Here is a 25,145-nt window from a genome sequence, read left to right as displayed (position 1 = left end):
TCATGAAACGCAGGGTGGCGGGTTTCAGCCTGATCGAAGTGATGCTGACCCTGGCGCTGCTCGGGTTGCTGGCCTCGATCGCAGCGCCCTTGACCGAAACCCTGGTGCGCCGTGGCAAGGAGCAGGAGCTCAAGACCGCGCTGTACCAGATTCGCGATGCCATCGACGCCTACAAGCGTGCCTTCGACGCCGGCTACATCGAGAAATCGCTGAACGCCAGCGGCTACCCACCGAACCTGCAGGTGCTGGTGGACGGGGTGCGCGATGTGCGCAGTGCCAAGGGGGCCAAGTTCTACTTCCTGCGGCGCATTCCGCGCGACCCGCTGGTGGCGCACAAGCGTGACGACGAAGGCGGCTGGGGCCTGCGCAGCTACGACAGTTCGGCCCAGAACCCGCGCGATGGCGAGGACGTCTTCGACGTCTACTCCAAGGCGCCGGGCAAAGGCCTCAACGGCATCGCCTACGGGCAGTGGTGAGCAGCATGAAACGAAATCAAGGCTTTACCCTGATCGAGTTGCTGGTGGTGATGGCGATCATCGCCACCCTGATGACCATCGCCATGCCGCGCTATTTCGAAAGCCTGGAAGTCTCCCGCGAGGCGACCTTGCGTCAGAGTCTGGCGGTCATGCGCGAGGCCCTGGACCATTATTATGGAGACACCGGCCGTTATCCCGAATCGCTGGAGCAACTGGTCGAGCAACGCTACCTGCGCAGCGCCCCCATGGACCCGATCACCGAGCGCCGCGATCGCTGGCAGGTGGTGGCACCTCCGGAAGGGGTGGCCGGTTCCGTGGCCGACATCAAGAGCGGCTCAACCGGGAGGGCGCGTGATGGCAGCCTTTATGCCGAGTGGTAGCGCCGCCGAGGCGGGCTTCACCTACCTGGGTGTGCTGTTGCTGATCGCCGTGACCGGCATCGCCATGGGCTCGACGGTGACCCTGTGGTCCACCGCCTCCCTGCGTGATCGCGAACGCGACCTGCTGTGGGTCGGTGGCCAGTACGCCCAGGCGCTGCGCAGCTACTACCGCAACTCGCCGGGCCTGGCCCAGTACCCGCAGACCCTGGACGAGCTGCTGGAGGACCCGCGCTACCCCGGCATCAAGCGCCACCTGCGCCGCCTGTATGCCGACCCGATCACCGGCAGCGACGAGTGGGGACTGGTGCTTTCGATCGACGGGCGCATCACCGGGGTCTACAGCCGCTCCCAGGAGATGCCGCTCAAGCAGACCGGCTTCGCCGCCCAGTGGTCCGACTTCGAAGGCCTGGCCCACTACGCCGACTGGCAGTTCGTGGCCGAGAAAGCCTTCGCCGACACCGCCGCCGGCGCCCGCAAGGGCATTGCCCAGGGGGACGGACCATGAACCGCCGCCTGACTGCCTGCGCCCTGGCCCTGGTGCTGCTGGCCGGTACCGCCCGTGGCGGCGCCGAGGACGAGATGATGGGTTTTATCGTCGACAACACCATCTCGCACATCGGCCACGACTTCTATTACAGCTTCGCCGAGCGGCTGCGTGCCACCAGCCGCCTGGATTTCAACCTGGTGGTACGGGAACGGCCGGACGCACGCTGGGGCAGCCTGGTGACGGTCGAGTTTGAGCAACGCGTGGTCTACCGGCGCTTCCTGCCACCCAACACCACGGAACTGAAGGATGCCGCCTATGAAGCGGCGGACCTGGTCAAGGCGCAGATCATCCAGCGCAAGCTGCAGATGATGCTGCAGGACACCACTGATCTTGAGAGGGACGAGCTATGAACAACAAAAACACCTGCCGCCTGGCCTCCCTGGTCTTGCTGGCGGCCCTGGGCAGCCAGGCCGGTGCCACCGAACTGGTCTACACCCCGGTCAACCCGGCCTTCGGCGGCAACCCGCTGAACGGCACCTGGCTGCTCAACAACGCCCAGGCCCAGAACGACCACGAAGACCCGGCGATCAAGGACCGCGCCTCGGCCTTCGCCGGTACCTCGGCCCTGGAGCGCTTCACCAACCAGCTTGAGTCGCGCCTGCTGTCGCAGCTGATGGACACCATCAACAACGGCAACACCGGCAGCCTGCAGACCGACGCCTTCATCATCAACGTCATCGACGATTCCGGGGCCTTGAGCATTCAGGTCACCGACCGGGCAACCGGCGAAATTTCGGAAATTTCGGTCAACGGCCTGAACCCTTGACGGGTAGGGCATTGGGGAGCGACAGCCATGAAACGACTTCTGACCACAGTATTGATGTTGGCCGCGCTGCAAGGTTGCAGCCTGCGTGAACCAATGCCAGCCGAACAGGACGCGGATATTCCGACCCTGACACCTCGGGCCTCGACCTACTATGACCTGATCAACATGCCGCGGCCAAAAGGCCGGCTGATGGCCGTGGTCTACGGCTTTCGCGACCAGACCGGGCAATACAAACCGACCCCGGCCAGTTCCTTCTCCACCAGCGTGACCCAGGGGGCGGCGAGCATGCTGATGGATGCCCTGCAGGCCAGTGGCTGGTTCATGGTGCTGGAGCGCGAAGGGCTGCAGAACCTGCTGACCGAGCGCAAGATCATCCGCGCCTCGCAGAAAAAGCCCGATACCCCGGTGAACATCCAGGGCGAACTGCCACCGTTGCAGGCGGCCAACCTGATGCTCGAAGGCGGCATCATCGCCTACGACACCAACGTGCGCAGCGGCGGGGAGGGCGCGCGCTACCTGGGTATCGACATCTCCCGCGAGTACCGGGTCGACCAGGTGACCGTCAACCTGCGGGCGGTGGACGTGCGCAGCGGCCAGGTGCTGGCCAACGTCATGACCAGCAAGACCATCTACTCGGTCGGCCGCAGCGCCGGGGTGTTCAAGTTCATCGAGTTCAAGAAACTGCTGGAAGCCGAGGTGGGCTACACCACCAACGAACCGGCGCAACTGTGCGTGCTGTCGGCCATCGAGTCGGCGGTGGGGCACCTGCTGGCCCAGGGCATCGAGCGGCGCCTGTGGCAGGTGGCCGGCGATGGCAGTGGCGACAAGGCGGTGCTGGACAAGTACCTGAGCCAGTATCAGGTGCCGTGATCTTTATGCCCGTCGCAGGCTATCGCCAGCTCCCACAACAGCCCTGTTCTCCAGGCTGTTGTGGGAACTGTGGGGAGTGTGGGGGCTGTTGGGAGTGTGGGGAGTGTGTGGGGGCTGTTGGGAGTGTGGGGGGCTGTTGGGAGTGTGGGGAGTGTGGGAAGTGTGGGGACTGTGGGAGCTGGCGAAGCCTGCGATGCAAGGCAACGCCTTGCCAGTCCCCGTTACTCAGTGCGTCGGGCAACCCTGTTCCTTGACGATCCGCTGGGTCGAGGCCGGATACTTCACCAGCTTGGCCGCCGCCCGCGCCGGGCGCTTGACCAGCTCGCCACCACAGTTGGGGCACTGGCCCTTGAGCTGGCGCTCATTGCAATCAACACAGAAGGTGCATTCGAACGAGCAGATCAAAGCCTCCTGGCTGTCACCGGGCAGGTCGCGGCCACAGCATTCACAGTTGGGGCGCAGTTCGAGCATGATCAGGTCCTCTGAAGGTGGGCGGAACCGCCAGTGTGCTACCGGCCCGGCCCCGCGACAATACCCTCAGGGACGATAGAGGTGGGCATGGCTGGCGCGGTACAGCGCCGACTCGGAAAAGCTGTCGCTGGCCAGCACCCGCCCGACCAGGATCAGCGCCGTACGCCGGAATCCCTTGGCCTCCACCTGCTGGACAATCCCGTCCAGGGTGTCCAGCACCCAGTCCTGGTCCGGCCAGGTGGCGCGGTGCACCACGGCGATCGGGCAGTCGCCGCCATAGTGCGGGCGCAGCTGCTCGACGATCTTGTGCAGGTGCTTGACCCCCAGGTGAATCGCCAGGGTGCAGCCATGGCGGGCCAGGTCCGCCAGTTGCTCGCCGGCGGGCATCGGTGACTTGTCGCCATAGCGGGTGAGGATCACGGTCTGGGCGATGTCCGGCAGGGTCAGCTCGCAGCCGAGCAGGGCGGCGCTGGCCGCCACCGCGGTGACGCCGGGGACGATCTGGTAGGGAATGCCCAGCTCGCGCAGGTAGCGGATCTGTTCGCCGATGGCGCCGTACAGGCTCGGGTCGCCGCTGTGCACCCGGGCCACGTCCAGGCCCTGGTCGTGGGCGTCCTTGATCGCCTCGATGATCTGCGCCAGGTGCAGTTCGGCGCTGTTGATGACCGTCTGCGCGCTGTGCCCTTCGAGCACGGCGGCCGGCACCAGGGAGCCGGCATAGATGATCACCGGGCAGCGATGGATCAGGCGCTGGCCCTTGACGGTGATCAGCTCGGGATCGCCGGGGCCGGCACCGATGAAATAGACGGTCATGGGAGGTCCTTGGGAAGAAAGTGCGGATTATCCGCCAACGCCTGGGGTTGTGGCGATGGCCAGGCTGGCGTCGGCCAGCAGGGTGCGGGTCACGCGCAGCTGTGCCTTGCCCGCCAGGTGCTCGGCCAGGGCCAGCGCCGCGCTTTCGGCAACGCCGTAGCAACCGCTGTGCTGGTAGGCCACCTGCGAGCGATGGCTCAGGCGAGGCTCGAAGGGCGCCAGTTGCGCGGCGCTGAAGAATAATAAAGGCAGCTTGAGGCGCCGGGCCAGTTGCTGCAGCCCGGGCTCATCCTGCTTGAGGTCGATGCTGGCCAGGCCCGCGACGGCGTCCAGGTGCAAGCCGTGGGCCTTGAGGGTCTGCTCCAGCAGGTCGCCCAGCGTTTCGGCCGGGCAACCCCGTCGGCACCCCAGGCCGACGTACAGCGGCATGGCGATCAGGCCTGGCTCGAACGACGGTAGAGCCAGGCGCTGAGCAGGCCCAGGGCCAGCCAGAACGCGGCGTTGGTCAGCAGCGAGGCGACCTTGAACTCGGTTTCCAGGGCTTGGGGGGCAAGCATCTCATGCACTTCAGGCTGCGGTGCGCCGATCACGTGAGGGATGACCAGCAGTACCGCACCCACGATCTTGAACAGCCAGTTGTGGGCAAACGCGATCAGTGCCAGTCCCGCGGCGGTGGCAGCAGCGGTGCCCACCCACCAGGTCTGACGCTGGGCCAGGTCGGCGGCAGCGGTGCCCGGCAGCTCGGGCGGCAGGCCCAGGGTTGGCGCCAGGCAGAACACGGCAAAGCCGCCCAGGCCCCAGAGCGCACCGCTGAGCACGGTCTTCGGCGCGCGCAGGGTGTAGAGCGCGGCCAGGATCAGGGCAAAACCGACGGCCACCACCAGGTTGCCACCGGTGGTCGACAGTACGCGCTGCCAGCCATCTTCCGGTGCCCAGGCTTCGCTGTCGTGGTGATGGTCGGCCGCCACCCCGGGCGCGTGCGCGTGGGCTTCGACCGCCGGTGCCGCGCTTTCATAGGTTTCCGCCTCAAGAATCAGCGGCGCGACCCAGAAGCTTTGCAGCAGGGTCAGCAGCAGGGCGGCCAGCAGGCCGGCAAAACCTGCGGTGCGAGCGATACGCTTGATCATCGACAGCTACTCAGTGGCAAGGGAAGGCAGCGCTGTGGCGGGTGTCGTGGGCGGCATTGTGCACCGCTTCGATATGCGAAAAGCCGGCGAAGTACACCAGGCACAGGCCCAGCAGCGAGGCGCCGACGGCGACCAGCAGGCGCTGGCTGAGGCTGGACGGGGTAACGGCGGAATGACTGGCGGTGCTGGTACGCATGGCGCTTTCCTCTGGGTGTTGTCGGGCAACAGGCAAGCGCAACGAGCCCCTGCACGAGGACCGTCCAAGGGTTCAACAGCGCCCGCCCACCGCGGGTTTGTCAGAATCGGTATTGGGCCGGTCTCCGGGCTGGCGAGGGCAGGCTGATAGCCTTGCCACTGGCGTCACCTTCCCATGCCGGACTACAGGCACAGTGGTTCTGACGCTTTTCTCGCTTACCGTTGCGGGGGCAGCACCGGACTTGTCGGGCATGTCGATCACATGCGCTGACGCACCGGTTTCCCGTTTCACCCAGTCAAGGGCACCCAAACGAATGGCATAGCAAATCACGGGGGCGGCCGGGCGTCAATCGTGACAGCAGTTGACCACTCACCGGGCACTGCGTAGCCTAGCCGCTTCGAGGTTCTTCGGCAGCGACCGAAGCTAAGACGGGAACGCGGTACAAGCCGCGGCTGCCCCCGCAACTGTAAGCATTGAAGCGTTCGACACAGCCACTGCATCACTGCGGGAAGGCGTCGTTCGACTGGCTCGTCGGCCGGTGCAGTGCAAGCCAGGAGACCTGCCTCGAACAGTTTCCGACATTAAACCGGGCGGGGTGATCCGGTGGCGAACGCGCCCAGGTCAAGGTACCTGCGGCTCTCGTCGCGCATGCCCGCCATCCTGCCAAGGGCATCGACATGAAAACACTGGCCAAACTCCCTGTCACCATCGTTACCGGCTTTCTCGGCTCGGGCAAGACCACGCTGCTGCGGCACATGCTCGACAACGCCCAGGGGCGGCGCATCGCGGTGATCGTCAACGAGTTCGGCGAGCTGGGCATCGATGGCGAGATCCTCAAGCAGTGCAGCATCGGCTGCACCGAGGAAGAGGCCAGCGGCCGCGTCTATGAACTGGCCAACGGTTGCCTGTGCTGCACCGTGCAGGAAGAGTTCTTCCCGGTGATGCGCGAGCTGGTGGCCCGTCGCGGCGACCTGGACCACATCCTCATCGAAACCAGTGGCCTGGCCCTGCCAAAGCCTTTGGTCCAGGCCTTCCAGTGGCCGGAAATCCGCAATGCCTGCACCGTCGATGCGGTGATCACCGTGGTCGACAGCCCGGCCGTGGCCGCTGGCACCTTCGCCGCCTACCCGGACCAGGTCGATGCCCAGCGCAAGCTCGATCCGAACCTGGACCACGAGTCGCCACTGCACGAGCTGTTCGCCGACCAGTTGGCCAGCGCCGACCTGGTGGTGCTGAACAAGGCCGACCTGATCGCCGCCGCCGACCTGGCCAAGGTCCGCGCCGAGGTACAGGAAGAGCTGCCGCCAGCGGTCAAGGTGATCGAAGCGAGCAACGGCCGCCTGCCACTGGATGTGCTGCTGGGCCTGGGCGCCGAGTCCGAAGTGCACATCGATGGCCGCCGTACCCACCACGATTCCCATCATGACGGCGACGATCATGACGATCATGACCACGACGCCTTCGACTCGATCTCCATCGAATTGCCTGAAGCCGACGAAAGCCTGCTGCTCGATGCCCTGACCCAACTGGTGGTGCAGCACGGCATCCTGCGGGTCAAGGGCTTTGCCGCCGTGCCCGGCAAGCCGATGCGCCTGCTGATCCAGGGCGTGGGCACCCGTTTCGACAAGCATTTCGACCGCGCCTGGCGCAGTGAAGAACCGCGCACCACACGCCTGGTGCTGATCGGCCAGGAACTGGATGCCGCGCACCTGGAGGCGAGCCTGCGCGCCGCCCTGGGCGCCTGATCCATGCACCTGCTGCGGACCCAGCCCGGTGGTTTCGTACCGGACGACAGCATTGCCGACCTCGGCCAGACCCCGGCCGAGCTGGTAATCCTCTGCAGCGGTGACTCGCACCTGGCACTGCTGGCCGAAACTGCCCGGCAGTTGCCCGAGGATTATCCCAGCCTGCGCCTGGCCAACCCCATGCAGGTGCAGAACCACGCCTCGGTCGACCTCTATATCGACGAGGTGCTGCGCCATGCCAAGGTCATCCTGGTGTCGTTGCATGGCGGGGTCGGCTACTGGCGCTACGGTGTCGAGCAGCTACTGGAGCTGGCGAACCGTGGCGTCAAATTGATCCTGGTACCTGGTGACGATCACCCGGACCCGGAACTGACCGGCCTAGGCAACGTGCCGGCCGAACAGGCCGAACGGCTCTGGCACTTTTTGCGCCAGGGCGGCAAGGCCAACGCCCTGAACCTGTTCAACTGCCTGGCCAGCCTCTGGCTCGGGCGCGACTACCCTTGGGCTGAACCGCAGCAACTACCGCGTACGGCGGTGTACCACCCTGAAAGGGCCGCTGCCGAATTGCAGGACTGGTTCGGCCAGTGGCAGGTCGAACAGCCGGTGGTACCCATCCTGTTCTACCGCTCGCACCTGCAGGCGGCCAACACCGCTTTTATCGATACGTTTTGCCAACGCTTGCAACGGGCCGGGCTCAACCCCTTGCCGATTGCCGTGGCCAGCCTCAAGGAGGCCGGCTGCCTGGCCCAGGTCGAAGCCTGGCTGGACGAGGTCGACGCTGCGCTGATCATCAACACCACGGGCTTTGCCCAGTCCAGCCCGGAGCAGCCGCACCTGCGACCGTTTCGCCGGGATATTCCGGTGCTGCAGGCGATCTGCGCCCAGGATAACGAGCCGGGCTGGCAGGCCAGCGAGCAGGGCCTGGGCGCTCGCGACCTGGCGATGCATATCGTTTTGCCGGAGCTGGACGGGCGCATCATCACCCGGCCGATCAGCTTCAAGGACCTGGCCTGGCGCAGCGAACGCAGCCAGTCGGACGTGGTCTGCTACCGGCCCCATGCCGAACGCATGGACTTTGTCGCCGAACTGGCCCGGCGCTGGTGTGCATTGGCGCAGTTGCCCAACCGTGACAAGCGCGTGGCCCTGGTGCTGGCCAACTACCCGACCCGCGACGGGCGCATCGGCAACGGCGTGGGGCTGGACACCCCGGCAGCGGCGCTGAACATCCTGCGCGCCCTCAAGGCCCAGGGCTACCCGCTGGCCGAGCTGCCCGACAGCGGCACGGCGCTGATCCAGGCGCTGCTGGGCGGGGTCAGCAACGACCTGGACAGCCTCGACCAGCGACCCTGCCTGCAAAGCATGGCCCTGGACGACTACCTGGCCGCTTTCGCCGCCTTGCCCCAGGCCAACCAGGACGCCGTGCGCGAGCGCTGGGGCGAGCCGCAGCAGGACCCGATGTTCCGCAATGGCCGGATGATGGTCGCCGGCCTGCGCTTCGGCCTGACCTTCGTCGGTATCCAGCCGGCGCGGGGCTACCAGCTGGACCAGAGCGCGGTGTACCACGACCCCGACCTGGTGCCGCCGCACGGTTACCTGGCGTTCTATTTCTGGTTGCGCCACGGCTTTGCCGCCGATGCGCTGATCCATGTCGGCAAGCACGGCAACCTTGAGTGGCTGCCGGGCAAGGGTGTCGGCCTGTCCGACCGTTGCTGGCCCGATGCCTTGCTCGGGCCGCTGCCGAACATCTACCCCTTTATCGTCAACGACCCGGGCGAGGGCGCCCAGGCCAAGCGCCGCACCCAGGCGGTGATCATCGATCACCTGATGCCGCCGTTGACCCGTGCCGAGACCTACGGCCCGCTGCGTCACCTGGAGGCGCTGGCCGACGAGTACTACGAGGCGCAGTTGCTCGACCCGCGCCGGGCCGCCGAGCTGCAACGTGACATCCTTGAACTGGTGCGCAACAACCATATCGACCGTGAGCTGCAACTCGAAGGCGAGCTGGACGATGCCGCCGTGTGGCTGCCGCGCCTGGACACCTACCTGTGCGACCTCAAGGAATCGCAGATCCGTGACGGCCTGCATGTGTTCGGCGAATCGCCGGTCGGCCGCCTGCGCAGCGATACCTTGCTGGCCTTGCTGCGGGTCGCCCGTGGCGATGGCCGCGGTGCCAATGCCAGCCTGCTGCGGGCGCTGGCCAGGGCCTTGGCGCTGGGCTTCGATCCGCTCGATTGCGACCTCGGTCAGCCCTGGGAAGGGCCGCGTCCGGTGCAATTGCAGGGGCTTGGCAACGACCTGTGGCGCACCGCGGGTGACACTCGCGAGCGTCTCGAAGCCTTGGCGTTGATGCTGATCGAACAGAGCCTCGCCGGTGTGACGCAGGTTCCACAGGACGAGCCCTGGGCCGAGGTGCGCGCCGTGTTGCAGGCCCTGGTCGACACCGTTGCGCCACAGCTGGACGCCTGCGGTCCCGCCGAACTGCAGGGATTGCTGGCCGCCTTGCAGGGCCGCTTCGTGCCGGCGGGTCCCAGCGGTGCACCGAGCCGCGGTCGTCTCGACGTGCTGCCGACCGGTCGCAACTTCTATACCGTCGATGTGCGCAACCTGCCGACCACCACCGCCTGGCGCATCGGTTTCGCCTCGGCCAACCTGATTCTCGAACGTCACCTGCAGGAGCATGGCGATCACCTGCGCCAGCTGGGCCTGTCGGTATGGGGCACGGCGACCATGCGCACCGGCGGCGACGACATCGCCCAGGCCATGGCCTTGCTCGGCGTGCGCCCGGTGTGGGCCAGCGGCAGCCAGCGGGTCGATGACTTCGAGATCCTGCCCCTGAGCCTGCTCGACCGGCCACGGGTGGATGTGACCTTGAGGGTCTCGGGGTTCTTCCGCGACGCCTTCGGCAACCTGATCAAATTGTTCGACGCCGCCGTGCAAGCGGTGGCGGCGCTGGACGAGCCCGACGACCTCAACCCGTTGGCGGCACGGGTGCGCAGCGAGCGGGCGGAGCTTGAGCAGCAGGGGCTGAGCGGCGAGCAGGCGGCACGCCAGGCCGGCTGGCGGATTTTTGGCGCCAAGCCGGGTGCCTATGGCGCCGGTGTGCAGAACGCCATCGACGGGCGCCTGTGGCACAACCGCCAGGACCTGGCCGAGGTCTACCTCAACCACGGCGGGTACGCCTACGGTACGGCCGACCAGGGTACCCCGGCACGCGCCGACTTCGCCCGGCGCCTGGCCCGGGTGCAGGCGGTGATCCAGAACCAGGACAACCATGAGCACGACCTGCTCGATTCCAACGACTACTACCAGTTCCAGGGCGGCATGCTGGCCGCGGTGGAAAGCCTGGGTGGCCAGGCCGTGGCCAGCTACCACGGCGACCACAGCCAGCCGGACCGACCGCGTATCCGCACCTTGAAAGAAGAGCTCAACCGGGTGATCCGCGCCCGCGCGCTCAATCCCAAGTGGATCGACGGGGTCAAGCGCCACGGCTATAAAGGTGCCTTCGAACTGGCGGCCACCGTCGATAACCTGTTCGCCTTCGATGCCACCACGCACCTGATCGACGATCACCATTACCGGTCGCTGGCCGATGCCTATGTGCTCGACGGCCCGACCCGCGACTTTATCCGCCAGCACAACCCCGAAGCCCTGCGCGATATCACCGAGCGCCTGCTCGAAGCCCAGCAGCGCGGCCTCTGGGAACAACCGGGCAGCTACCGCCAGGCCCTGGAAGAGCAACTGCTGGACGGCGAGGAAGAGACTTGAGATGACTGAACCTGCACATTTTCCCCTGTCTGCCGTGGTCGGTGCCGATGAACTGAAGCTGGCCCTGTGCCTGACCGCCATCGATCCGAAGATCGGCGGCGTGTTGATCGAAGGCCCGCGCGGCATGGCCAAGAGCACCCTGGCCCGGGGCCTGGCCGATCTGCTCGGCGACGGGCCGTTCGTGACCTTGCCGCTGGGTGCCAGCGAGGAGCGTCTGGTCGGTACCCTGGACCTGGACGCGGCACTGGGGCAGGGCAAGGCGCAGTTCTCGCCGGGGGTGCTGGCCAAGGCCGACGGCGGCGTGTTGTACGTCGATGAAGTCAACCTGCTGGCCGATCACCTGGTCGACTTGCTGCTGGATGTGGCCGCCAGTGGCACCAACCGGGTCGAACGTGATGGCATCTCCCACCGCCACAGCGCCCGCTTCGTGCTGATCGGCACCATGAACCCGGAAGAAGGCGAGCTACGCCCGCAGTTGCTCGATCGCTTCGGACTCAACGTTGCCCTGCACGGGCAACCGGCCCCCGAGGCGCGCGGGCAGATCATTCGCCGGCGCCTGGATTTCGACGCCGACCCGCAGGCGTTCTGCGCCCAGTGGGCGCCAGCCCAGGCGCAGCTGCGCCAGCGCTGTCAGCAGGCCCGTGAGCAACTGGCGCAGATTGCGCTGGACGACCAGGCCCTGGCGCAGATCACCGAGCGGTGTTTTGCCGCCGGTGTCGACGGCCTGCGCGCCGACCTGGTCTGGCTGCGCGCCGCCCGCGCCCATGCCGCCTGGCGCGGTGCCGGGCAGATCGAGACGCAGGATATCGATGCGGTGGCCGAATTCGCCCTGCGTCATCGGCGTAATGAACAGGCCCCTCAGCAGCCGCCTGGCGCCTCGTCCCAAGGTGCTCAGGCCGCAGCTGAGCAGCCGGGGCAGGGCACCTGGGGTGAAATGCCAGCCCAGGCCGCACCCACAGGTGCCCGGCGCGAGGTACCGAACTGGGCAAAAAAGCCCTGAGCATCCGCCGCTCGGCCACGGCGGATGCCCGGCCCCGGCCAGGTGCCATCGAGCAGGGTTCCCGAGGGCGCGCCCGCGAGGCGGGCGGCGGTGTGGTCGCCTGGCCGGCCACCTTGCTCAAGGGCCGGCCCCGGCAGCGCCGTGACCTGCGCTGGCAGCAGCGCACGGCCAGCGCCCATGAACTGTGGCTGGTGATTGTCGATGCCTCGGCCTCGACCCGGCGTCACCAGGCCTTGAGCCAGGCCAAGGGTTTGCTCGCCGGGTTCTTCGACCAGGCCTACCGGCAGCGGGCACGTCTGGCCTTGTTGACCGCCAGCGGCAATGCACCGCACTGGCAGCGCCATGGCCTGAAGGCCTCGGCGGCCCTGCAACCCTGGCTCGACAGCCTCGGCGCCGGCGGCGGTACGCCGCTGCTGGCGGCCCTGGAGCAGGCTCGTGACTGGTTGCAGGCACGCCAGCGCCGCTATCGGCAGGAGCAGCAACGTTGCCTGGTCCTGACCGACGGCAGGCTCAAGGCCTGGCCTGCGTTGCAACCAATGCCTTGTCCGAGCCTGGTCGTGGATATCGAGCGCTCGCCCGTGCGTCTGGGACGCGCACAGTTGTTGGCGCAGCAGTTGGGCGCCGACTACCGGACGATTGAAAGTTTTAAACGGATTGAATAACAAAGGCACGTACCGAACAGTACGTGAGGGTGTTGCGACCTAATGTCGCAGTGTTGGAATCGGGCAACTTGCAAGTTGCCCGGCGCGCACCCTGAAGATACGCGCCGCTTATCAACTCAAGTGTCGATGCAACTTACTTGGGCATCGACCAGTCTTGCAGCTGGCAGCCTTGTTGTTTCAGTTCGGCGCGCATTTCCTCGATCAGACCAGCCAGGCGTGCCGGGTCCGAATAGATGCTGCTGGAGACCTGCTTGGCGCCCAGTCGGGTGCTGGTCCGGTCGATCACCGCCAGGCTCAGTACCCCGGTGCCATTGGGCGAATCCCAGGCAACGCAGTGGTAGGGTTCGAAAGCGTGGTCGGCAATCAGCAGTGCTTCGTTGACTCGCAGCGGAGCATTCATGGGTTCGGTCTCTCTGTGGGCCCAAACATCTATATAAACCGCAAGCGTTTGCGGTGAGTTACTTGTACTGATGCGCGCAGTACGGGGTGGAGTCACAAGCGACTTGAAAATAATTGTTTCAGTGCAAAAAAAATCGCCCCTGCGCGTGGCGCCTCAGACGTTGAAAGTTCAGGAAAATTCCCTGGGCTATGCATTCTTTCAATGCTTTGCAGACAGACGGTAGTGGGCGTTTGACGCATCGTTGCTACTGTTACAAACGGGCCTGCCAACTTGCTGTTTCTACTTAAAATTCCAACAATTGGCGCCAAGGAAAGGTCATGCTTGAACCTGCATCCAACCGCAGCCTGCTGATCGTCGACCCTTGCGACGATTGCCACCGATTATTGCCAGGCTTGCGCAGTGTCGGCTGGGATGTTCGAAGCTGTACGCTTTCGTCAGCCCTGGAGTATCCCTGCGATGTCGGCCTGCTGCGTTTGCAGGCTAATCACCTGCGTCACCCCGATGCGGTCAAGGACCTGATCAGCCGTAGCAACACCGAATGGATTGCAGTGCTCAGCCCTGATGAACTGCGCATGCAGAACGTCGGTGACTTTGTCTGCGAATGGTTCTTCGACTTTCACACCTTGCCCTTCGACGTGTCCCGGGTGCAGGTCACCATTGGCCGCGCCTTCGGCATGGCGCGCCTGCGTGGCAAGGGCAATACCCATGTGGAGGAGCTCGAACACGAGCTGCTGGGCGATAGCCGGCCGATTCGCGAGCTGCGTAAGCTGCTCAGCAAGCTGGCGCCCACCGAGTCGCCAGTGCTGATTCGCGGCGAGAGCGGCACCGGCAAGGAACTGGTGGCGCGCACCCTGCATCGCCAGTCGCAGCGCCACGACAAACCCTTTGTGCCGATCAACTGCGGGGCGATCCCGGAACATTTGATTCAATCGGAACTGTTCGGCCATGAGAAGGGCGCATTTACCGGCGCCCACCAGCGCAAGGTCGGTCGCATCGAGGCGGCCAATGGCGGCACGCTGTTTCTCGACGAAATCGGTGACTTGCCCCTGGAGCTGCAGGCCAACCTGCTGCGTTTCCTGCAGGAAAAGCACATCGAACGGGTCGGTGGCAGCCAGCCGATCAACGTCGATGTGCGGGTGCTGGCAGCTACCCACGTCGATCTGGAAAAGGCCATTGCTTGCGGTCGCTTTCGTGAGGACCTGTATTACCGGCTCAACGTCCTGCAAGTGGTCACCGCGCCCTTGCGCGACCGGCACGGCGACCTGTCGATGCTGGCCAACCACTTTGCCCACTTCTACAGCCTGGAAACCGGGCGACGTCCGCGCAGTTTCAGTGAGGACGCCCTGGTGGCGATGGGCAAGCACGACTGGCCGGGCAATGTGCGCGAACTGGCCAACCGGGTCAGGCGTGGCCTGGTTCTGGCCGAAGGCCGGCAGATCGAGGCCCAGGATTTGGGCCTGGTCAGCCAGCATGCTTTCGCACCGAGCATGGGCACCCTCGAAGACTACAAGCACCGCGCCGAGCGCCAGGCCTTGTGCGATGTGCTCAACCGGCACAGCGACAACTTGAGCATTGCCGCCAAGGTGCTGGGGATTTCCCGGCCGACGTTCTATCGGTTGCTGCGTAAACACCAGATTCGCTGAACTACGGGCCTTGGGAATGATTTGCTGTAGGAGCGGGCTTGCCCCGCGATTGGATGTGGCTGACAGCTCGCAATCGCAGGGCAAGCCCGCTCCCACAGTTCAGTGGCCTACCATGAAAAAGCCCGCCGAGGCGGGCTTTTTCATAGGGGCCGGGATCAGAAGTAGTACGGGAATTTCAGGCTGAAGGAGAAGTCCGGCGAGTCTTCGGTCAGGCCGATGGCGAGGTTGGGGACGATGGTCAGGTTGTCGGTGGCGGCAAGGGTCATGCCGATGTTGAAGTTGGCCGAGTTGTAGTCGCTGTTGGACACCGATTGCCAGTCGCCACCATCGGGCTTGATCTTGGTCTTGCGGGCGAACTGGTCGGTGAACGAGAACGACATACTCATCTTCTCGTTCAAGGCGAATGCAATACCGGCACCGACCTGCCAGGAGTCGCCGAGTTTCACGTCACCCGGGACCTTGGTGTTGACCGTCGGGCTGATGTCGCTGAACGAATCCTCCATGTTGTAGGTGTAGGCCAGGCTGCCGAACAGCACGGCCGGGTCGAAGGTCTTGACCAGCGAGATACCCGGTGTGATCGCCCACACACCGTTGCCGGTCGGCAGGTCTTCAGGCACCGAGAGGTTGTCGTTGTTGGGGTCGTTGACCAGTTTGATGCCATAGGGATCATCCCCGGTCGGGGCCTTGACGCGCAGGGTGAGGACCGCGTCGGGCAGGTTTTCCGATTCATCGAGGAATTTGTAGGCCACACCGAAGTTGACATCGCCGATGGTCGGATCGCGGGTGACGCTTGCGTCGGAGGTGGTCGGACCAGCACCACCGGCACCTCCGGAGGAGTAGGTCGATTCGCGGTAGACCACCGGGACGTTGATGTCGAACTGCCAGCGTTGGTCCAGGTTGTAGCGGGCGGTCAGGTCCAGGGTCCAGTTGTCGGCCTTGATGCGGTCCAGGTTGATGTTGCCGAGGAAAATCGAGTCCAGCGCCAGGAAACCGTTGAGCACCAGGGCACGGGTATCGTAGTGCGTGTAGGTCAGGCCGGTTTCGACACTGAACTTGCCGCCGCCGAAGAAGCCGCTGGCTTCGTCGTACAGGTTGGACACACTCTGCGCCGGTTCCGAGTCTTCCTTGAGCGACTGGCCGTATGAACTGCCGGTGGTTCCCGGCGCACCCGCGGCCACCGTCTGACCACCCTTGACCGATTCGGCGGGGGACTTGGTCAGACGTTTGGGAGGCGGTGCCGCCGGTGCTTCTTCAACCTGGCGAACGCGCTGTTCGAGGACCATCAGCGCCTTCTGCTGTACTTCGTAACGCTGTTTCAACTCCATGAGTTCTTGTTTTAATGCTTCGACCTGAGGGTCCGGTGCTGCGTGGAGCAATGTCGCCGGGGTCAGGCTACTCAAACAAACGATAGCTCTGAACGTTAACGATCGGTGCATGGGTTAGCCGTCCCTTCTAACTGCATTTGATGAGACTGAGCGTAGATCAGAATCCGAGAGTGCGAAGACCTTTGAGCTGGTCCAGGTTCCCGTTCACCGACCCGGCGCTAGGCACGTTTTCACGCAGTACGACATTGAGGGAGGTGAAGTTGCTGACCCGGTTTCCGCTGCCAAGCAAGGTCGTGTTCTGCATCAGTCCACCCTGGCCCAGGCGTTGCGCACTGCTGCCCTGGTTGTTGTTGGCGACGATGTTGAACTGCACACCGCTGCCGGTGGAGGATACGCTCAGCGAACCTGCGCCATTGGCGCCAACCAGGGTCGAACCTGCGGCCAGTGCCTCGCCTTGTGGTTGTGTGGCGGGTGCCTGGTTGGCCTTGGTGACGTTGATATCGACGTTATTGTAGGCGGCGTTGTTGTCGCCGGCCGCTCGCACGACCTGAGTGACGCCTTCGGTGCTGTTCAGGCCGCTGCCGCCGGTGACGGTACCGGTGCCGGCACTTTGCGTGCGCGCCGAGTTCATGCCTTTTTCATCGATCATCGACACATAGAACTGGGGCTTGATGGTCGTTTGCTGGACTTGCATCGAGGAGGTTGCCCCGATCACTTCGCCATTGGCATTTTGCCAGGCGCTGGTCATGACGATGCCGAAACTGACGATGCGTCCTGGCATGACATAGCGACCCCGCAGGTTCGCCAGTTCCTGGTCCTTCAATTCGATGGGCTTGAGTGTCTGTGCCTGGGTCGGCAGGCTGGCAGCCAGGCAAACCATGGCCAGCCACAGTGGAGTCTTCATTGGATGCTCCCGGAGCTTCATGCTCCCTTGTCATTAGAAGAAGTCGCTCTGGATGAATCCGAAATCCATCAACTCGGCGTCTTGCACCGGGGTGAAGGCGTTGACGCGGTTCTTGGCGGTCAGCGGCAGAGGCGGGGTGAGCAAGACATTGTTCTTGTCATAACCCTTGCCGATGACGGCGAAGATGATGCCGTTCCAGCCTTTGACAAAGTCGTCGAGCTTGTAGCGTTTATGGCCGAGCACCGGGTCGCCGATGTACACCCAGCCTTTGTCGACGCGTTGCATGACGACAAAATGCTTGTAGCCACGTACATCCATCAGCACCACTACGGGAATGCGCACATTGTTCAAGGCGTCGGGTTGTACCCGGTAGCCACGGGCACGCATGCCGAGGCTTTCTATGTACTTCTTCATGTCGAGCATGGAGAAGCCCTGGACCTTGACCAGATCCTGATCGGCGTGGGCCAGCATGCCTTCGATAATCTGTTCTTCATTCACGTCCAGCCAATAGGCCTGGCGCAAGATGGTCGCCAGGGCTGCTGCACCGCAACTGAAGTCGGTTTTCTGTTGCACCAGGTCGGCGAATTTGCGCTCGCGCACGCTCTGGATGGGCTTGAACACCACCGCACCACCCGGCAGGACGGAGAGGGGCATCTGGGCCGCTTCGCTGATGCTGGCTACGCAAAGCAAAAACGCCAGGGCGATAATGCGCATGAGTGGACGCCTTCTGGTTCGAGTTGAAAAAAGGCCCCCCGAAGGGGGCCTCCAGACCGCGGTCATTACATCGAAGTGTTGGAGATGGCCAGCGAGTTGCTTTGTTGGTTGCCCACACCAGCAGCCACGTTGACACCCAGGTTGCCACTGCCGCCATTCACCGAACCGCTCAGGGTTGCAGTGTTGGTTACAGGGTTAGCCCAGCCGGTTGGGGTCAGCACTTGGAACGAGACAGTTTTGCTCAGCTCAAACGAGTCGCTCTCGCTGAAGCTTTTTGCTTTTTCCCACTCGGACTCAGACGACTTGCTGCCCGATTTCTCGAAGGAGGACTCGAACTTCTTCTCGAACGAAGAGTCGCGCTCTTTCTCGAACGAGGAGCTGTTCTTTTTCTCCCACGATTTATCGACATCTACGTACAGCGATGCATTCAGCTCAGCTTCCACGGACTTGGTTTTTTCGCCATTGTGATGACGGCCATAATCCCAGGAAACGGTTTTGGAGGCATCGAAGCTAGCTTCCAGATCAGCATCCAGGGTGAAGCTCTTCGAGCCACTTGCCTTATGCATGTTGGAGCCGCTTGCTTCGTAGTGGTTAGAGCCACTTGCGCTGTGGCTCTTCGAACCGGCCACTTCGAAGCTCGAGGACCTGCTTTGGCTGCCGCTGGCTTCGAACGATTTCTCGCGAGAAGAGCTGCCACTGATGTCTGTGGTGAAGGTCAGAGTATCTACACGATAGGTCCGATCGGCGTTGTTGATGACCACCAGGCCTGGGCCGCTTTGCTCGGCAGAGGCGGTAGCGCTTGCATTACCCAGCGGCGCATTGGTGTTGGCAATGGCCATGGTGTTTTTCTGTTGGTTGAGGTCGCCGGCGGCAATGTTGATGCCCATGTTGCCGCTGCCATTTTCACCCGATCCGCTCATCACAGCGGAGTTGGTGGCGCCGTGGTTGTAGACCTTGTTGTTGTTGCTGTACTGAGTGACGCGTGCAGTGGATTCGGCATCGCCGAATACGAAGGTGTTATCGATTTCCGACACGGAGCCGGCGTTGGCGATGGCGGCGGCGTTGTCTTGTTGGTTGCCGTTACCGGCCGCCACGTTGACGCCGACGTTGCCGCTGGTGCCGCTGGCCGAGCTGGACATCTCGGCATCGTTCTCGGTGCCTTCGTTTACGATGTAGTTGTTGGTGCTGCTCTGCTTGTCGTACGCACTGGCATCGGCGTAGACGCTGATTTTGGTTGGTGGTTTTTGGTGGTGGTTGTGATGATGACCACGACGATCGTTTTGCCCAGCTTGTACAGCAACAGCCATGACCGCAGCAATTGCGAAAACCAGAGGCTTGAGTGCCATCGAGGGTTTCATGGTGATTCTCCGTACTTTATTTTAGGTTAAGTGTTGTTCTTACCTGTTTGGGTCAATCCACGACCCGTACGCTCAGGGTGTTGGCCATGCGGTTTCCCACCCCGGCGCTCTGATTCAGCTGAATCACCCCACGGCTACCGGTGAAGGCCTGGTCACTGGTAGTGACCTGGCGATGGCCGGGTGCGGAGTCAGCTGGATCGGAGCTTCTGAGCAGCGCCACGTTCTGTTGCATGAGGACGCTGTCGTCGAGACTTTGTGGCTGGGCACTGATGCTGATGCGCAGTGCGTTGGCTTGCTGGTTGCTGGCGCCCGCGCTCTGGTTGACTCCCAGAGCACCGCTGCCGTTGGTGAAGGCGTCGCCCTGGATGCTGGACCGGGCATCCATCGCAGGGTCGACCTGTGTGCGCAGGCGCTGGCGAACCTCTGTGGTCGCGCTGGCGTCATGGCCAATGGCGAAGGCCCGCACGTTGGCCTGCTGCTGTAGATCGCCGGCAGCCTGGTTGACCGTGAGGTTGCCCTGGTACTGCTTGCCGGAATTGTCGATGGTGGCGTTGTTGATCACTGGGGACTGGGCGAAGGCCGATGCACTGCAAAACGTGGCCAGAATCAGCAGCGTGTGCCTCATCTCACTTGCCTCCGGTCAGGATCTGCAGGGGCGCCAGGCCCTTCTGCACGGTTGAGTTGACCATGTTGGAGATGCCGTTGCCTGAGCCGGTACCACGTCCACCGGCCAGGTTGGGCAGTTGGCTCTGGTTGCTGATATTGCCGCCCAGGTTGTTGGTCTGTTGCGTGACCAGGGAGGAGATACCTGCGCCACTGCTGATGCCGGCAAAGTCACCGTCGCTCAATTCGTTAGTCTGTTTGAGGATGTGCGCGGACGGGTTGGTATTGACGGTGGTCGGGTAGGGATCGGGCATGAGGGGCTTGACCACCGCATTGCGGGGCTGCACATCACGGGTAATGACGACGATTCCGTTCTCGGCCTGGGCAGTCATACTGAAGCTTGCTCCCAGTGCACATCCGATCAACAGGAGGCGATAAATGCCTTTATCCAGTTTCCTCACGATGGCAATTCCTTATTCAGAGCGCTGGGCTGTGCAGCGTTGCAAGGAAGAGAGCAGAAGCTGTGCCGGTTTTTATTTGCCACGTAAAAACAACGGCTTGTCGTTATGTGGAAGAATTGTCAAAAAAATGTTGTAACGCTGTTGAGACACGGGTGGTGAGCACGCCCCGACCGTGCCGCCGCCATTGCTCATCAAGGGGCTCGCACGTCGACTGTTTCAGGCGTTTAACACTTTTCCGCGAACATGCTCGGTCCGCTCTAGCTCGCGGCTTTGCACTGTGTGGAGTGTTTCAGGAATGGACATGTTGCAGCAATGATGCGGTCAGGCCCCGAGCAATCGGGTGACGGCTGCAAAGGCTGCACACTTACGCTGCGCCCAGTCGCCCTGCAGCACCTGACAAGGCTGCTGGTGCAGGGCCAGCCAGTCGTGGGTGGCCTGGAAAAACGCCTGGCGCTCGCTCAGTGCCGGCTGGCAGCGTTGCCCGTCGTCGTGCCAGGCGATGGACTCGGGGCTGAGCAGCAAGTGCAGGTCATAGTGGCGCATCAATAAAGCTTCCTCGAGCCATGCCGGGCAAGCGCCAAACAAGGCGCGACTCCAGAGGATATTGCTCAACAGATGCGTATCGAGAATCAACAGCGTCGGTTGTTTGGCGCGCGCGGCGTCTTCCCAGGCCAGCTGGCCCAGTGCTATCGCCGGAATGTCAGCGTAGCAGGTCTCGCGGGCTTCGCTGTCGATAAAGTGCCGTACGTACTCATCGACCACTATGCCGCCAAATTTGGCGTGAATCGCTTGCGCCAACCAGCTTTTGCCGCTGGATTCCGGGCCGGTCAGCACCAGGACCTTCATGCGCAGACCAATGCCGGATCGCGCCGCCATTCACGCCAGCCTTGCACCGCAATCAGGGTGAACAGGGCATAGAGTGCTGCGGTCAGGTACAGCGCCTTGTACAGGAACAAGCCGACGAAGATCACATCCAGCACGATCCACAGCGGCCAGCACTGCACACGTTTTTGTGCCATCCACAGTTGCGCCACCAGGCTGAAAGCAGTCAGTGCCGCGTCCAGCCAGGGTTGTGCGGCATCGGTCCAGGTGGCCATGGCCGCGCCCAGGGCCAGGCTGCCCAGCAGGCCAACGCCGAGGTGGAAGATCATCGACTGGGTGCCCAGGCTGCTGACCTGGCGGGCCTGGTGCTTGCTGTCGGGGCGGGTCCACTGCCACCAGCCGTAGAGTTGGAGCACGGCGTAGATCAGTTGCAGGAGCATGTCCGAGTACAGGCGCACTTCGAAGAAAATCCAGCTGTAGAGCAGCACCATCACCAGGCCGATGGGCCAGCACAGCGGGTTCTGGCGGGTAGTGAGCCACACGGCGATAACGCCGAGCACGGCGGCGAACAATTCGAGGCCGGACATCGGCGTTCCTTGGCAGGTTCGAAGGGAGGGGCGGGGATTGTACCTTGTATGACGCCCCGGTAGGAGCGGGCTTGCCCCGCGATGCGATGCGACTGGTACACCGCAATCGCGGGGCAAGCCCGCTCCCACAGCAAGACCGCGACTACCGCTGGTGCGTTACACCCGGAACTGGCCCAACAACCGATCCAGTTGCTCGCGCAACTGGTTCAACGCCACCCCGGCATCGCTCGATTGTTGCGCGGCCATGGCGGTCTGGCGCGACAGGTCGGCGGTGTCGGTGACGTTGCGGTTGATTTCCTCGACCACGTGGGACTGTTGCAGCGTGGCACTGGCAATCGAGGCATTGAGGGCGGTGAGGTTGTTCAGGGCCTGGCTGATGGCGTCCAGGCTGACGCCGGCCTGGCTGGCCTGCTCGATGGTCTGGCGCGACGCTTCGCTGCTGGCGTCGATGGCTTTGACCGCTGCCTCGGATTGTCCCTGCAGGTGCTCGATCATGGTCTGGATCTCTGCCGTCGATTGCTGGGTGCGCTGGGCCAGCAGGCGCACCTCATCGGCGACCACGGCAAAACCACGGCCTTGCTCGCCCGCCCGGGCCGCCTCGATGGCGGCATTGAGGGCCAGCAGGTTGGTCTGCTCGGCAATCGAACGGATCACTTCAAGCACGCTGCCGATCTTGGTGCTCTGGCTGGCCAGCGCCTGGATCACCTGCACGGCTTCATCGATGGTGCCCGACAGCTGATCGATCTGCTGCAAGCTGCCATGGATACTGCTTTGCCCCTGCTGGGCGCGGTGCTGGGCCTCTTGCATTTCGCTGGAGGCCTGCTCGGCATTCCTGGCCACATCCTGCACGGCGTAGGTGACTTCGTTGATGGCGGTCGCCACTTGCTCCATCTGTTGTGATTGCTGCTCGCTGCGATGCTGGGCCTGGTTGGCGTTGCTGCCGACATCCATGGCCGACTGCCCCAGGGCATGGGCCGCCCCCTGCAATTGGCCGATGACGCCTTGCAACTTGCCGGCAAAGCGGTTGAAGTGCTCACCCAGGTGGGTCACTTCATCGCGGCCATGGGTGTCCAGGCGCCGGGTCAGGTCGCTTTCGCCACTGGCGATCATGGCCATGGCGTCCACCGCTTCCTGCAAGGGGCGGGCGATGCTGCGGGCGATCAGCATCACCAACAGGGCCATGACCAGGGCGATGCCCAGGCCCAGCAAGGAGGCGTCGCGCAACTGGCGCATGAACTCGGCCTGCATGTCATCGATGTAGACCCCCGAGCCGATGACCCAGCCCCAGGGCTTGAACAGCTGGATATAGGAGGTCTTTGCCACCGGCTCGCTGGCCCCGGGCTTGGGCCAGCGGTAGTCGATGCTGCCGGCGCCCTGGGTGCTGGCCAGCCTTGCCATCTCGCTGAACAGGGCGAAACCGTCGGGGTCGCGGATGCCGGAGAGGTCCTGGCCATCGAGCTTGGGGTTGGTGGGGTGCATGATCATCTTCGGCCCCAGGTCGTTGATCCAGAAGTAGTCGTTCTGGTCATAGCGCAAGCCGCGCACCGCACTCAGGGCTTGTTGCTGGGCAGCTTCGCGGCTGAGGCTGCCGGCGGCTTCCAGGCCCTGGTAGTAGGCCAGCACGCCGGCTGCGGTTTCCACCACATGGCGAGTCTTCTCGGCCTTGGCCTGGTACAGGTCGCCGTGGATCTGCCGGAGCATCAGCAGGCCCAGGGTCAGCAGCATCACCACCGCCACCACCAGGATCAGCCACAAGCGGCGGCTGATGGACATTGTGCGAAGCATCTTCATGGAACGGTCACCCCACTTGTTTTTATTCTTGTGCGCATCCCAGCATGCTTTTGTCCCTGCACCCACTCGACCAAGGGCTAAGTGCCTGATGTGTCGAGCTGTGTTGCGCCGACCAGCAGCGTTTGCACGAGAGGTCTGATAGGATTTCGGCCCCTTCGGGATAAACCTGAAGGGTGTGTGATCTTTTCTGGGGGAATAATGGATCTTTGGGCTGGCCTGCAGGCCGTCATACTGGGTATTGTCGAAGGCTTGACCGAGTTCTTGCCGATTTCCAGCACCGGTCACCAGATCGTTGTCGCGGACCTGATCAATTTCGGTGGTGAGCGGGCCATGGCCTTCAACATCATCATCCAGCTGGGTGCGATCCTCGCTGTAGTCTGGGAATTTCGCCGCAAGATCTTCGACGTGGTGCTGGGCTTGCCCAAGGAGCGCCAGGCACAACGCTTCACCATCAACCTGCTGATCGCCTTCACACCGGCGGTGATCCTCGGTGTGCTGTTCGCCGACCTGATCCACGAGTACCTGTTCAACCCCATCACCGTGGCCACGGCACTGGTGATCGGCGGGGTGATCATGCTCTGGGCCGAGCAACGCAAGCACCAGATCAAGGTCGAGCAGGTCGATGACATGCGCTGGACCGATGCCCTGAAAATCGGTTGCGCCCAGTGCCTGGCGATGATCCCGGGTACGTCGCGTTCCGGTTCGACCATCATCGGCGGCCTGCTGTTCGGCCTGTCGCGCAAGGCGGCCACCGAGTTCTCGTTCTTCCTGGCCATGCCGACCATGGTGGGCGCGGCGGTGTATTCGGGCTACAAGTACCGCGAGCTGTTCCAGCCCGGCGACTTCCCGGTGTTCGCCATCGGTTTCGTGGTCTCGTTCATCTTCGCCATGATCGCGGTGCGTGGCTTGCTGCGTTTTATCGCCAACCACAGCTATGCGATGTTCGCCTGGTACCGCATCGTCTTCGGCCTGATCATCCTGGCGACCTGGCAGTTCGGCCTGGTCGACTGGTCCGTGGCGCACGGTTGAGTCGATGAGCCGTTCACAATCGCGCGCCGCACCGGCAAACGGTGCCATCCAGCATCCGCGCAGCAAGCTGCTGGCTTTTGTCGGCCTGTGCCTGTTGCCGCTGGGTGGGGCGTTGCAGATGCTGGTGAGCGGGCAGTCATGGCTGCCGGCGGTGGTCTATCCGCTGGTCAGCCTGGTGAGCTTCGTTCTCTACTGGCGTGACAAGCAGCAGGCCCGCAACCAGGGCTGGCGTACGCCGGAGAAGGTCCTGCACGCCAGTGAGCTGTGCGGGGGCTGGCCGGGGGCGTTGCTGGCCCAGCAGCGCTTTCGCCACAAGACCCGCAAGCTGTCGTTCCAGTTGAGCTTCTGGGGTATTGTCGTCCTGCACCAGTTGTTCTGGGTCGATCATCTGCTGTTGGGTGGTCACTGGCTGGGCTTCGCCCTGGGGCCGCTGCTTAAATAAGGTTCTTCACGAAATCCCGGTGGGGTGTGGGTTTGGGGTTTGGGTGTTGAGGTTGCGGGCTTATCCATTCGATGCAGCGACGCTGCTGGCCCCTTCCGCCCTTACGGCGGCCTACTTTTCTCTTGGGAAAAGTAGGCAAAACCGCTGGCTCCTGCATCCGGCCCTCCGCTTCGCTCCGGGTCCCCTCGCTCCGGCGCCCTCCGGGGCCACGCGGCCTACGACTTGCTTCGCCAAGTCTACGGCTCGCG

The 25,145-nt window shown here is 63.6% G+C and carries 28 protein-coding genes and 2 riboswitches; of the genes, 13 read left to right on the top strand and 15 right to left on the bottom strand.

Annotated features, from left to right (window positions below; all coding sequences use genetic code 11):
- Positions 1-2 precede the first annotated feature (2 nt).
- The 6 genes from M2D63_RS19950 to M2D63_RS19925 are packed head-to-tail and all read left to right on the top strand — an operon-like array spanning position 3 to position 3,039.
- Positions 3-476 (top strand): type II secretion system protein, encoded by a 474-nt coding sequence (locus M2D63_RS19950; protein WP_285864719.1) that lies wholly within the window; start codon positions 3-5, stop codon positions 474-476.
- A gap of 5 nt (positions 477-481) precedes the next feature.
- On the top strand, positions 482-856 hold the full coding sequence (locus M2D63_RS19945) for a type II secretion system protein (RefSeq protein WP_285864718.1): 375 nt from the start codon (positions 482-484) through the stop codon (positions 854-856).
- Positions 831-1,361 (top strand): type II secretion system protein, encoded by a 531-nt coding sequence (locus tag M2D63_RS19940; RefSeq protein WP_285864717.1) that lies wholly within the window; start codon positions 831-833, stop codon positions 1,359-1,361. Before M2D63_RS19945 ends, M2D63_RS19940 begins: the two co-directional genes overlap by 26 nt.
- Positions 1,358-1,753, top strand: coding sequence for a curli production assembly/transport protein CsgE (gene csgE, locus M2D63_RS19935; protein WP_285864716.1), 396 nt, complete (start codon positions 1,358-1,360; stop codon positions 1,751-1,753). The genes M2D63_RS19940 and csgE overlap by 4 nt, the downstream gene beginning before the upstream one ends.
- Positions 1,750-2,169, top strand: coding sequence for a curli assembly protein CsgF (locus tag M2D63_RS19930; RefSeq protein ID WP_285864715.1), 420 nt, complete (start codon positions 1,750-1,752; stop codon positions 2,167-2,169). Before csgE ends, M2D63_RS19930 begins: the two co-directional genes overlap by 4 nt.
- 27 nt (positions 2,170-2,196) lie before the next feature.
- Positions 2,197-3,039 carry a CsgG/HfaB family protein gene (locus M2D63_RS19925; protein ID WP_285864714.1) on the top strand — a complete coding sequence of 281 codons (843 nt, stop codon included), beginning with the start codon at positions 2,197-2,199 and terminating at the stop codon, positions 3,037-3,039.
- A 225-nt stretch (positions 3,040-3,264) separates the two neighbouring features.
- On the opposite strand, the gene M2D63_RS19920 is transcribed toward M2D63_RS19925, so the two are convergent.
- From M2D63_RS19920 to M2D63_RS19900, 5 genes are all read right to left on the bottom strand, one after another.
- Positions 3,265-3,510, bottom strand: coding sequence for a DUF1272 domain-containing protein (locus M2D63_RS19920; protein ID WP_285864713.1), 246 nt, complete (start codon positions 3,508-3,510; stop codon positions 3,265-3,267).
- 66 nt (positions 3,511-3,576) lie between these two features.
- On the bottom strand, positions 3,577-4,323 hold the full coding sequence (gene cobM, locus M2D63_RS19915) for a precorrin-4 C(11)-methyltransferase (protein ID WP_285864712.1): 747 nt from the start codon (positions 4,321-4,323) through the stop codon (positions 3,577-3,579).
- Positions 4,324-4,350: 27 nt separating this feature from the next.
- Positions 4,351-4,752, bottom strand: a complete 402-nt coding sequence (locus M2D63_RS19910) for a cobalamin biosynthesis protein (RefSeq protein ID WP_285864711.1) — start codon at positions 4,750-4,752, stop codon at positions 4,351-4,353.
- 5 nt (positions 4,753-4,757) lie between these two features.
- Positions 4,758-5,450, bottom strand: coding sequence for a CbtA family protein (locus M2D63_RS19905; protein ID WP_285864710.1), 693 nt, complete (start codon positions 5,448-5,450; stop codon positions 4,758-4,760).
- A gap of 10 nt (positions 5,451-5,460) precedes the next feature.
- Positions 5,461-5,646 carry a CbtB domain-containing protein gene (locus M2D63_RS19900; RefSeq protein WP_130264559.1) on the bottom strand — a complete coding sequence of 62 codons (186 nt, stop codon included), beginning with the start codon at positions 5,644-5,646 and terminating at the stop codon, positions 5,461-5,463.
- A gap of 97 nt (positions 5,647-5,743) precedes the next feature.
- A riboswitch (cobalamin riboswitch) is annotated at positions 5,744-5,970 on the bottom strand.
- Between the two features lie 59 nt (positions 5,971-6,029).
- Positions 6,030-6,228: riboswitch (cobalamin riboswitch) on the top strand.
- Positions 6,229-6,323: 95 nt separating this feature from the next.
- Between M2D63_RS19900 and cobW the strand changes: the two genes are divergently transcribed.
- Genes cobW through M2D63_RS19880 form a run of 4 tightly spaced genes read left to right on the top strand, consistent with a single transcriptional unit; the run spans position 6,324 to position 12,818 of the window.
- A complete protein-coding gene (gene cobW / locus M2D63_RS19895; protein ID WP_285864709.1) occupies positions 6,324-7,391 on the top strand; it encodes a cobalamin biosynthesis protein CobW in 1,068 nt (355 codons plus the stop codon).
- A gap of 3 nt (positions 7,392-7,394) precedes the next feature.
- Positions 7,395-11,156 carry a cobaltochelatase subunit CobN gene (gene cobN / locus M2D63_RS19890; protein ID WP_285864708.1) on the top strand — a complete coding sequence of 1,254 codons (3,762 nt, stop codon included), beginning with the start codon at positions 7,395-7,397 and terminating at the stop codon, positions 11,154-11,156.
- Between the two features lies 1 nt (position 11,157).
- A complete protein-coding gene (locus tag M2D63_RS19885) occupies positions 11,158-12,156 on the top strand; it encodes an ATP-binding protein (RefSeq protein WP_285864707.1) in 999 nt (332 codons plus the stop codon).
- A 47-nt stretch (positions 12,157-12,203) separates the two neighbouring features.
- A complete protein-coding gene (locus M2D63_RS19880) occupies positions 12,204-12,818 on the top strand; it encodes a VWA domain-containing protein (RefSeq protein WP_285864758.1) in 615 nt (204 codons plus the stop codon).
- Positions 12,819-12,951: 133 nt separating this feature from the next.
- Here M2D63_RS19880 and M2D63_RS19875 read toward each other — a convergent pair whose 3' ends face one another.
- The gene (locus tag M2D63_RS19875; protein WP_285864706.1) at positions 12,952-13,218 is read right to left on the bottom strand and encodes a hypothetical protein; all 267 of its coding nucleotides are present in this window, start codon (positions 13,216-13,218) and stop codon (positions 12,952-12,954) included.
- A 317-nt stretch (positions 13,219-13,535) separates the two neighbouring features.
- Between M2D63_RS19875 and M2D63_RS19870 the strand changes: the two genes are divergently transcribed.
- On the top strand, positions 13,536-14,861 hold the full coding sequence (locus M2D63_RS19870) for a sigma-54 dependent transcriptional regulator (protein ID WP_285864705.1): 1,326 nt from the start codon (positions 13,536-13,538) through the stop codon (positions 14,859-14,861).
- A gap of 155 nt (positions 14,862-15,016) precedes the next feature.
- Here the strand turns inward: M2D63_RS19870 and M2D63_RS19865 are convergent, their stop codons facing one another.
- The 9 genes from M2D63_RS19865 to M2D63_RS19825 all read right to left on the bottom strand — a co-directional run bounded on the left by M2D63_RS19865 (position 15,017) and on the right by M2D63_RS19825 (position 23,426).
- Positions 15,017-16,297 carry a hypothetical protein gene (locus M2D63_RS19865; RefSeq protein ID WP_285864704.1) on the bottom strand — a complete coding sequence of 427 codons (1,281 nt, stop codon included), beginning with the start codon at positions 16,295-16,297 and terminating at the stop codon, positions 15,017-15,019.
- 46 nt (positions 16,298-16,343) lie between these two features.
- Positions 16,344-17,090: a hypothetical protein gene (locus M2D63_RS19860; protein ID WP_285864703.1), complete on the bottom strand. Its 747-nt coding sequence runs from the start codon at positions 17,088-17,090 to the stop codon at positions 16,344-16,346.
- 33 nt (positions 17,091-17,123) lie between these two features.
- Positions 17,124-17,804: a C39 family peptidase gene (locus tag M2D63_RS19855; RefSeq protein WP_285864702.1), complete on the bottom strand. Its 681-nt coding sequence runs from the start codon at positions 17,802-17,804 to the stop codon at positions 17,124-17,126.
- 65 nt (positions 17,805-17,869) lie between these two features.
- Entirely contained in the window at positions 17,870-19,162 is a 1,293-nt protein-coding gene (locus M2D63_RS19850) for a heme utilization protein (RefSeq protein ID WP_285864701.1), read from the bottom strand.
- Positions 19,163-19,214: 52 nt separating this feature from the next.
- On the bottom strand, positions 19,215-19,787 hold the full coding sequence (locus M2D63_RS19845) for an adhesin (protein WP_285864700.1): 573 nt from the start codon (positions 19,785-19,787) through the stop codon (positions 19,215-19,217).
- A 1-nt stretch (position 19,788) separates the two neighbouring features.
- Positions 19,789-20,226: a hypothetical protein gene (locus M2D63_RS19840; protein WP_285864699.1), complete on the bottom strand. Its 438-nt coding sequence runs from the start codon at positions 20,224-20,226 to the stop codon at positions 19,789-19,791.
- 321 nt (positions 20,227-20,547) lie between these two features.
- Positions 20,548-21,072, bottom strand: a complete 525-nt coding sequence (locus M2D63_RS19835) for an AAA family ATPase (RefSeq protein WP_285864757.1) — start codon at positions 21,070-21,072, stop codon at positions 20,548-20,550.
- The gene (gene pnuC, locus M2D63_RS19830; RefSeq protein WP_285864698.1) at positions 21,069-21,635 is read right to left on the bottom strand and encodes a nicotinamide riboside transporter PnuC; all 567 of its coding nucleotides are present in this window, start codon (positions 21,633-21,635) and stop codon (positions 21,069-21,071) included. The genes M2D63_RS19835 and pnuC overlap by 4 nt, the downstream gene beginning before the upstream one ends.
- Positions 21,636-21,791: 156 nt before the next feature.
- Positions 21,792-23,426, bottom strand: a complete 1,635-nt coding sequence (locus M2D63_RS19825; protein ID WP_285864697.1) for a methyl-accepting chemotaxis protein — start codon at positions 23,424-23,426, stop codon at positions 21,792-21,794.
- 198 nt (positions 23,427-23,624) lie between these two features.
- Between M2D63_RS19825 and M2D63_RS19820 the strand changes: the two genes are divergently transcribed.
- Both M2D63_RS19820 and M2D63_RS19815 read left to right on the top strand, forming a co-directional pair.
- Positions 23,625-24,455, top strand: coding sequence for an undecaprenyl-diphosphate phosphatase (locus tag M2D63_RS19820; protein WP_285864696.1), 831 nt, complete (start codon positions 23,625-23,627; stop codon positions 24,453-24,455).
- Between the two features lie 4 nt (positions 24,456-24,459).
- Positions 24,460-24,897 carry a DUF1294 domain-containing protein gene (locus M2D63_RS19815; protein ID WP_285864695.1) on the top strand — a complete coding sequence of 146 codons (438 nt, stop codon included), beginning with the start codon at positions 24,460-24,462 and terminating at the stop codon, positions 24,895-24,897.
- Positions 24,898-25,145 lie beyond the last annotated feature (248 nt).

It is taken from the genome of Pseudomonas sp. BJa5 (assembly GCF_030272875.2).
Lineage (GTDB): Bacteria > Pseudomonadota > Gammaproteobacteria > Pseudomonadales > Pseudomonadaceae > Aquipseudomonas.
Note: the sequence above shows the minus strand (reverse complement) of the source record. Positions and strands in the feature narration are given on the sequence as shown.

What these genes read in the sequence shown, in the direction of transcription:
- M2D63_RS19950 (WP_285864719.1), top strand. Translation starts at nt 3, where the DNA reads ATGAAACGCAGGGTGGCGGGTTTCAGCCTGATCGAAGTGATGCTGACC.
- M2D63_RS19945 (WP_285864718.1), top strand. Translation starts at nt 482, where the DNA reads ATGAAACGAAATCAAGGCTTTACCCTGATCGAGTTGCTGGTGGTGATG.
- M2D63_RS19940 (WP_285864717.1), top strand. Translation starts at nt 831, where the DNA reads ATGGCAGCCTTTATGCCGAGTGGTAGCGCCGCCGAGGCGGGCTTCACC.
- csgE (WP_285864716.1), top strand. Translation starts at nt 1,358, where the DNA reads ATGAACCGCCGCCTGACTGCCTGCGCCCTGGCCCTGGTGCTGCTGGCC.
- M2D63_RS19930 (WP_285864715.1), top strand. Translation starts at nt 1,750, where the DNA reads ATGAACAACAAAAACACCTGCCGCCTGGCCTCCCTGGTCTTGCTGGCG.
- M2D63_RS19925 (WP_285864714.1), top strand. Translation starts at nt 2,197, where the DNA reads ATGAAACGACTTCTGACCACAGTATTGATGTTGGCCGCGCTGCAAGGT.
- M2D63_RS19920 (WP_285864713.1), bottom strand. Translation starts at nt 3,510, where the DNA reads ATGCTCGAACTGCGCCCCAACTGTGAATGCTGTGGCCGCGACCTGCCC.
- cobM (WP_285864712.1), bottom strand. Translation starts at nt 4,323, where the DNA reads ATGACCGTCTATTTCATCGGTGCCGGCCCCGGCGATCCCGAGCTGATC.
- M2D63_RS19910 (WP_285864711.1), bottom strand. Translation starts at nt 4,752, where the DNA reads ATGCCGCTGTACGTCGGCCTGGGGTGCCGACGGGGTTGCCCGGCCGAA.
- M2D63_RS19905 (WP_285864710.1), bottom strand. Translation starts at nt 5,450, where the DNA reads ATGATCAAGCGTATCGCTCGCACCGCAGGTTTTGCCGGCCTGCTGGCC.
- M2D63_RS19900 (WP_130264559.1), bottom strand. Translation starts at nt 5,646, where the DNA reads ATGCGTACCAGCACCGCCAGTCATTCCGCCGTTACCCCGTCCAGCCTC.
- cobW (WP_285864709.1), top strand. Translation starts at nt 6,324, where the DNA reads ATGAAAACACTGGCCAAACTCCCTGTCACCATCGTTACCGGCTTTCTC.
- cobN (WP_285864708.1), top strand. Translation starts at nt 7,395, where the DNA reads ATGCACCTGCTGCGGACCCAGCCCGGTGGTTTCGTACCGGACGACAGC.
- M2D63_RS19885 (WP_285864707.1), top strand. Translation starts at nt 11,158, where the DNA reads ATGACTGAACCTGCACATTTTCCCCTGTCTGCCGTGGTCGGTGCCGAT.
- M2D63_RS19875 (WP_285864706.1), bottom strand. Translation starts at nt 13,218, where the DNA reads ATGAATGCTCCGCTGCGAGTCAACGAAGCACTGCTGATTGCCGACCAC.
- M2D63_RS19870 (WP_285864705.1), top strand. Translation starts at nt 13,536, where the DNA reads ATGCTTGAACCTGCATCCAACCGCAGCCTGCTGATCGTCGACCCTTGC.
- M2D63_RS19865 (WP_285864704.1), bottom strand. Translation starts at nt 16,297, where the DNA reads ATGCACCGATCGTTAACGTTCAGAGCTATCGTTTGTTTGAGTAGCCTG.
- M2D63_RS19860 (WP_285864703.1), bottom strand. Translation starts at nt 17,090, where the DNA reads ATGAAGACTCCACTGTGGCTGGCCATGGTTTGCCTGGCTGCCAGCCTG.
- M2D63_RS19855 (WP_285864702.1), bottom strand. Translation starts at nt 17,804, where the DNA reads ATGCGCATTATCGCCCTGGCGTTTTTGCTTTGCGTAGCCAGCATCAGC.
- M2D63_RS19850 (WP_285864701.1), bottom strand. Translation starts at nt 19,162, where the DNA reads ATGAAACCCTCGATGGCACTCAAGCCTCTGGTTTTCGCAATTGCTGCG.
- M2D63_RS19845 (WP_285864700.1), bottom strand. Translation starts at nt 19,787, where the DNA reads ATGAGGCACACGCTGCTGATTCTGGCCACGTTTTGCAGTGCATCGGCC.
- M2D63_RS19835 (WP_285864757.1), bottom strand. Translation starts at nt 21,072, where the DNA reads ATGAAGGTCCTGGTGCTGACCGGCCCGGAATCCAGCGGCAAAAGCTGG.
- pnuC (WP_285864698.1), bottom strand. Translation starts at nt 21,635, where the DNA reads ATGTCCGGCCTCGAATTGTTCGCCGCCGTGCTCGGCGTTATCGCCGTG.
- M2D63_RS19825 (WP_285864697.1), bottom strand. Translation starts at nt 23,426, where the DNA reads ATGAAGATGCTTCGCACAATGTCCATCAGCCGCCGCTTGTGGCTGATC.
- M2D63_RS19820 (WP_285864696.1), top strand. Translation starts at nt 23,625, where the DNA reads ATGGATCTTTGGGCTGGCCTGCAGGCCGTCATACTGGGTATTGTCGAA.
- M2D63_RS19815 (WP_285864695.1), top strand. Translation starts at nt 24,460, where the DNA reads ATGAGCCGTTCACAATCGCGCGCCGCACCGGCAAACGGTGCCATCCAG.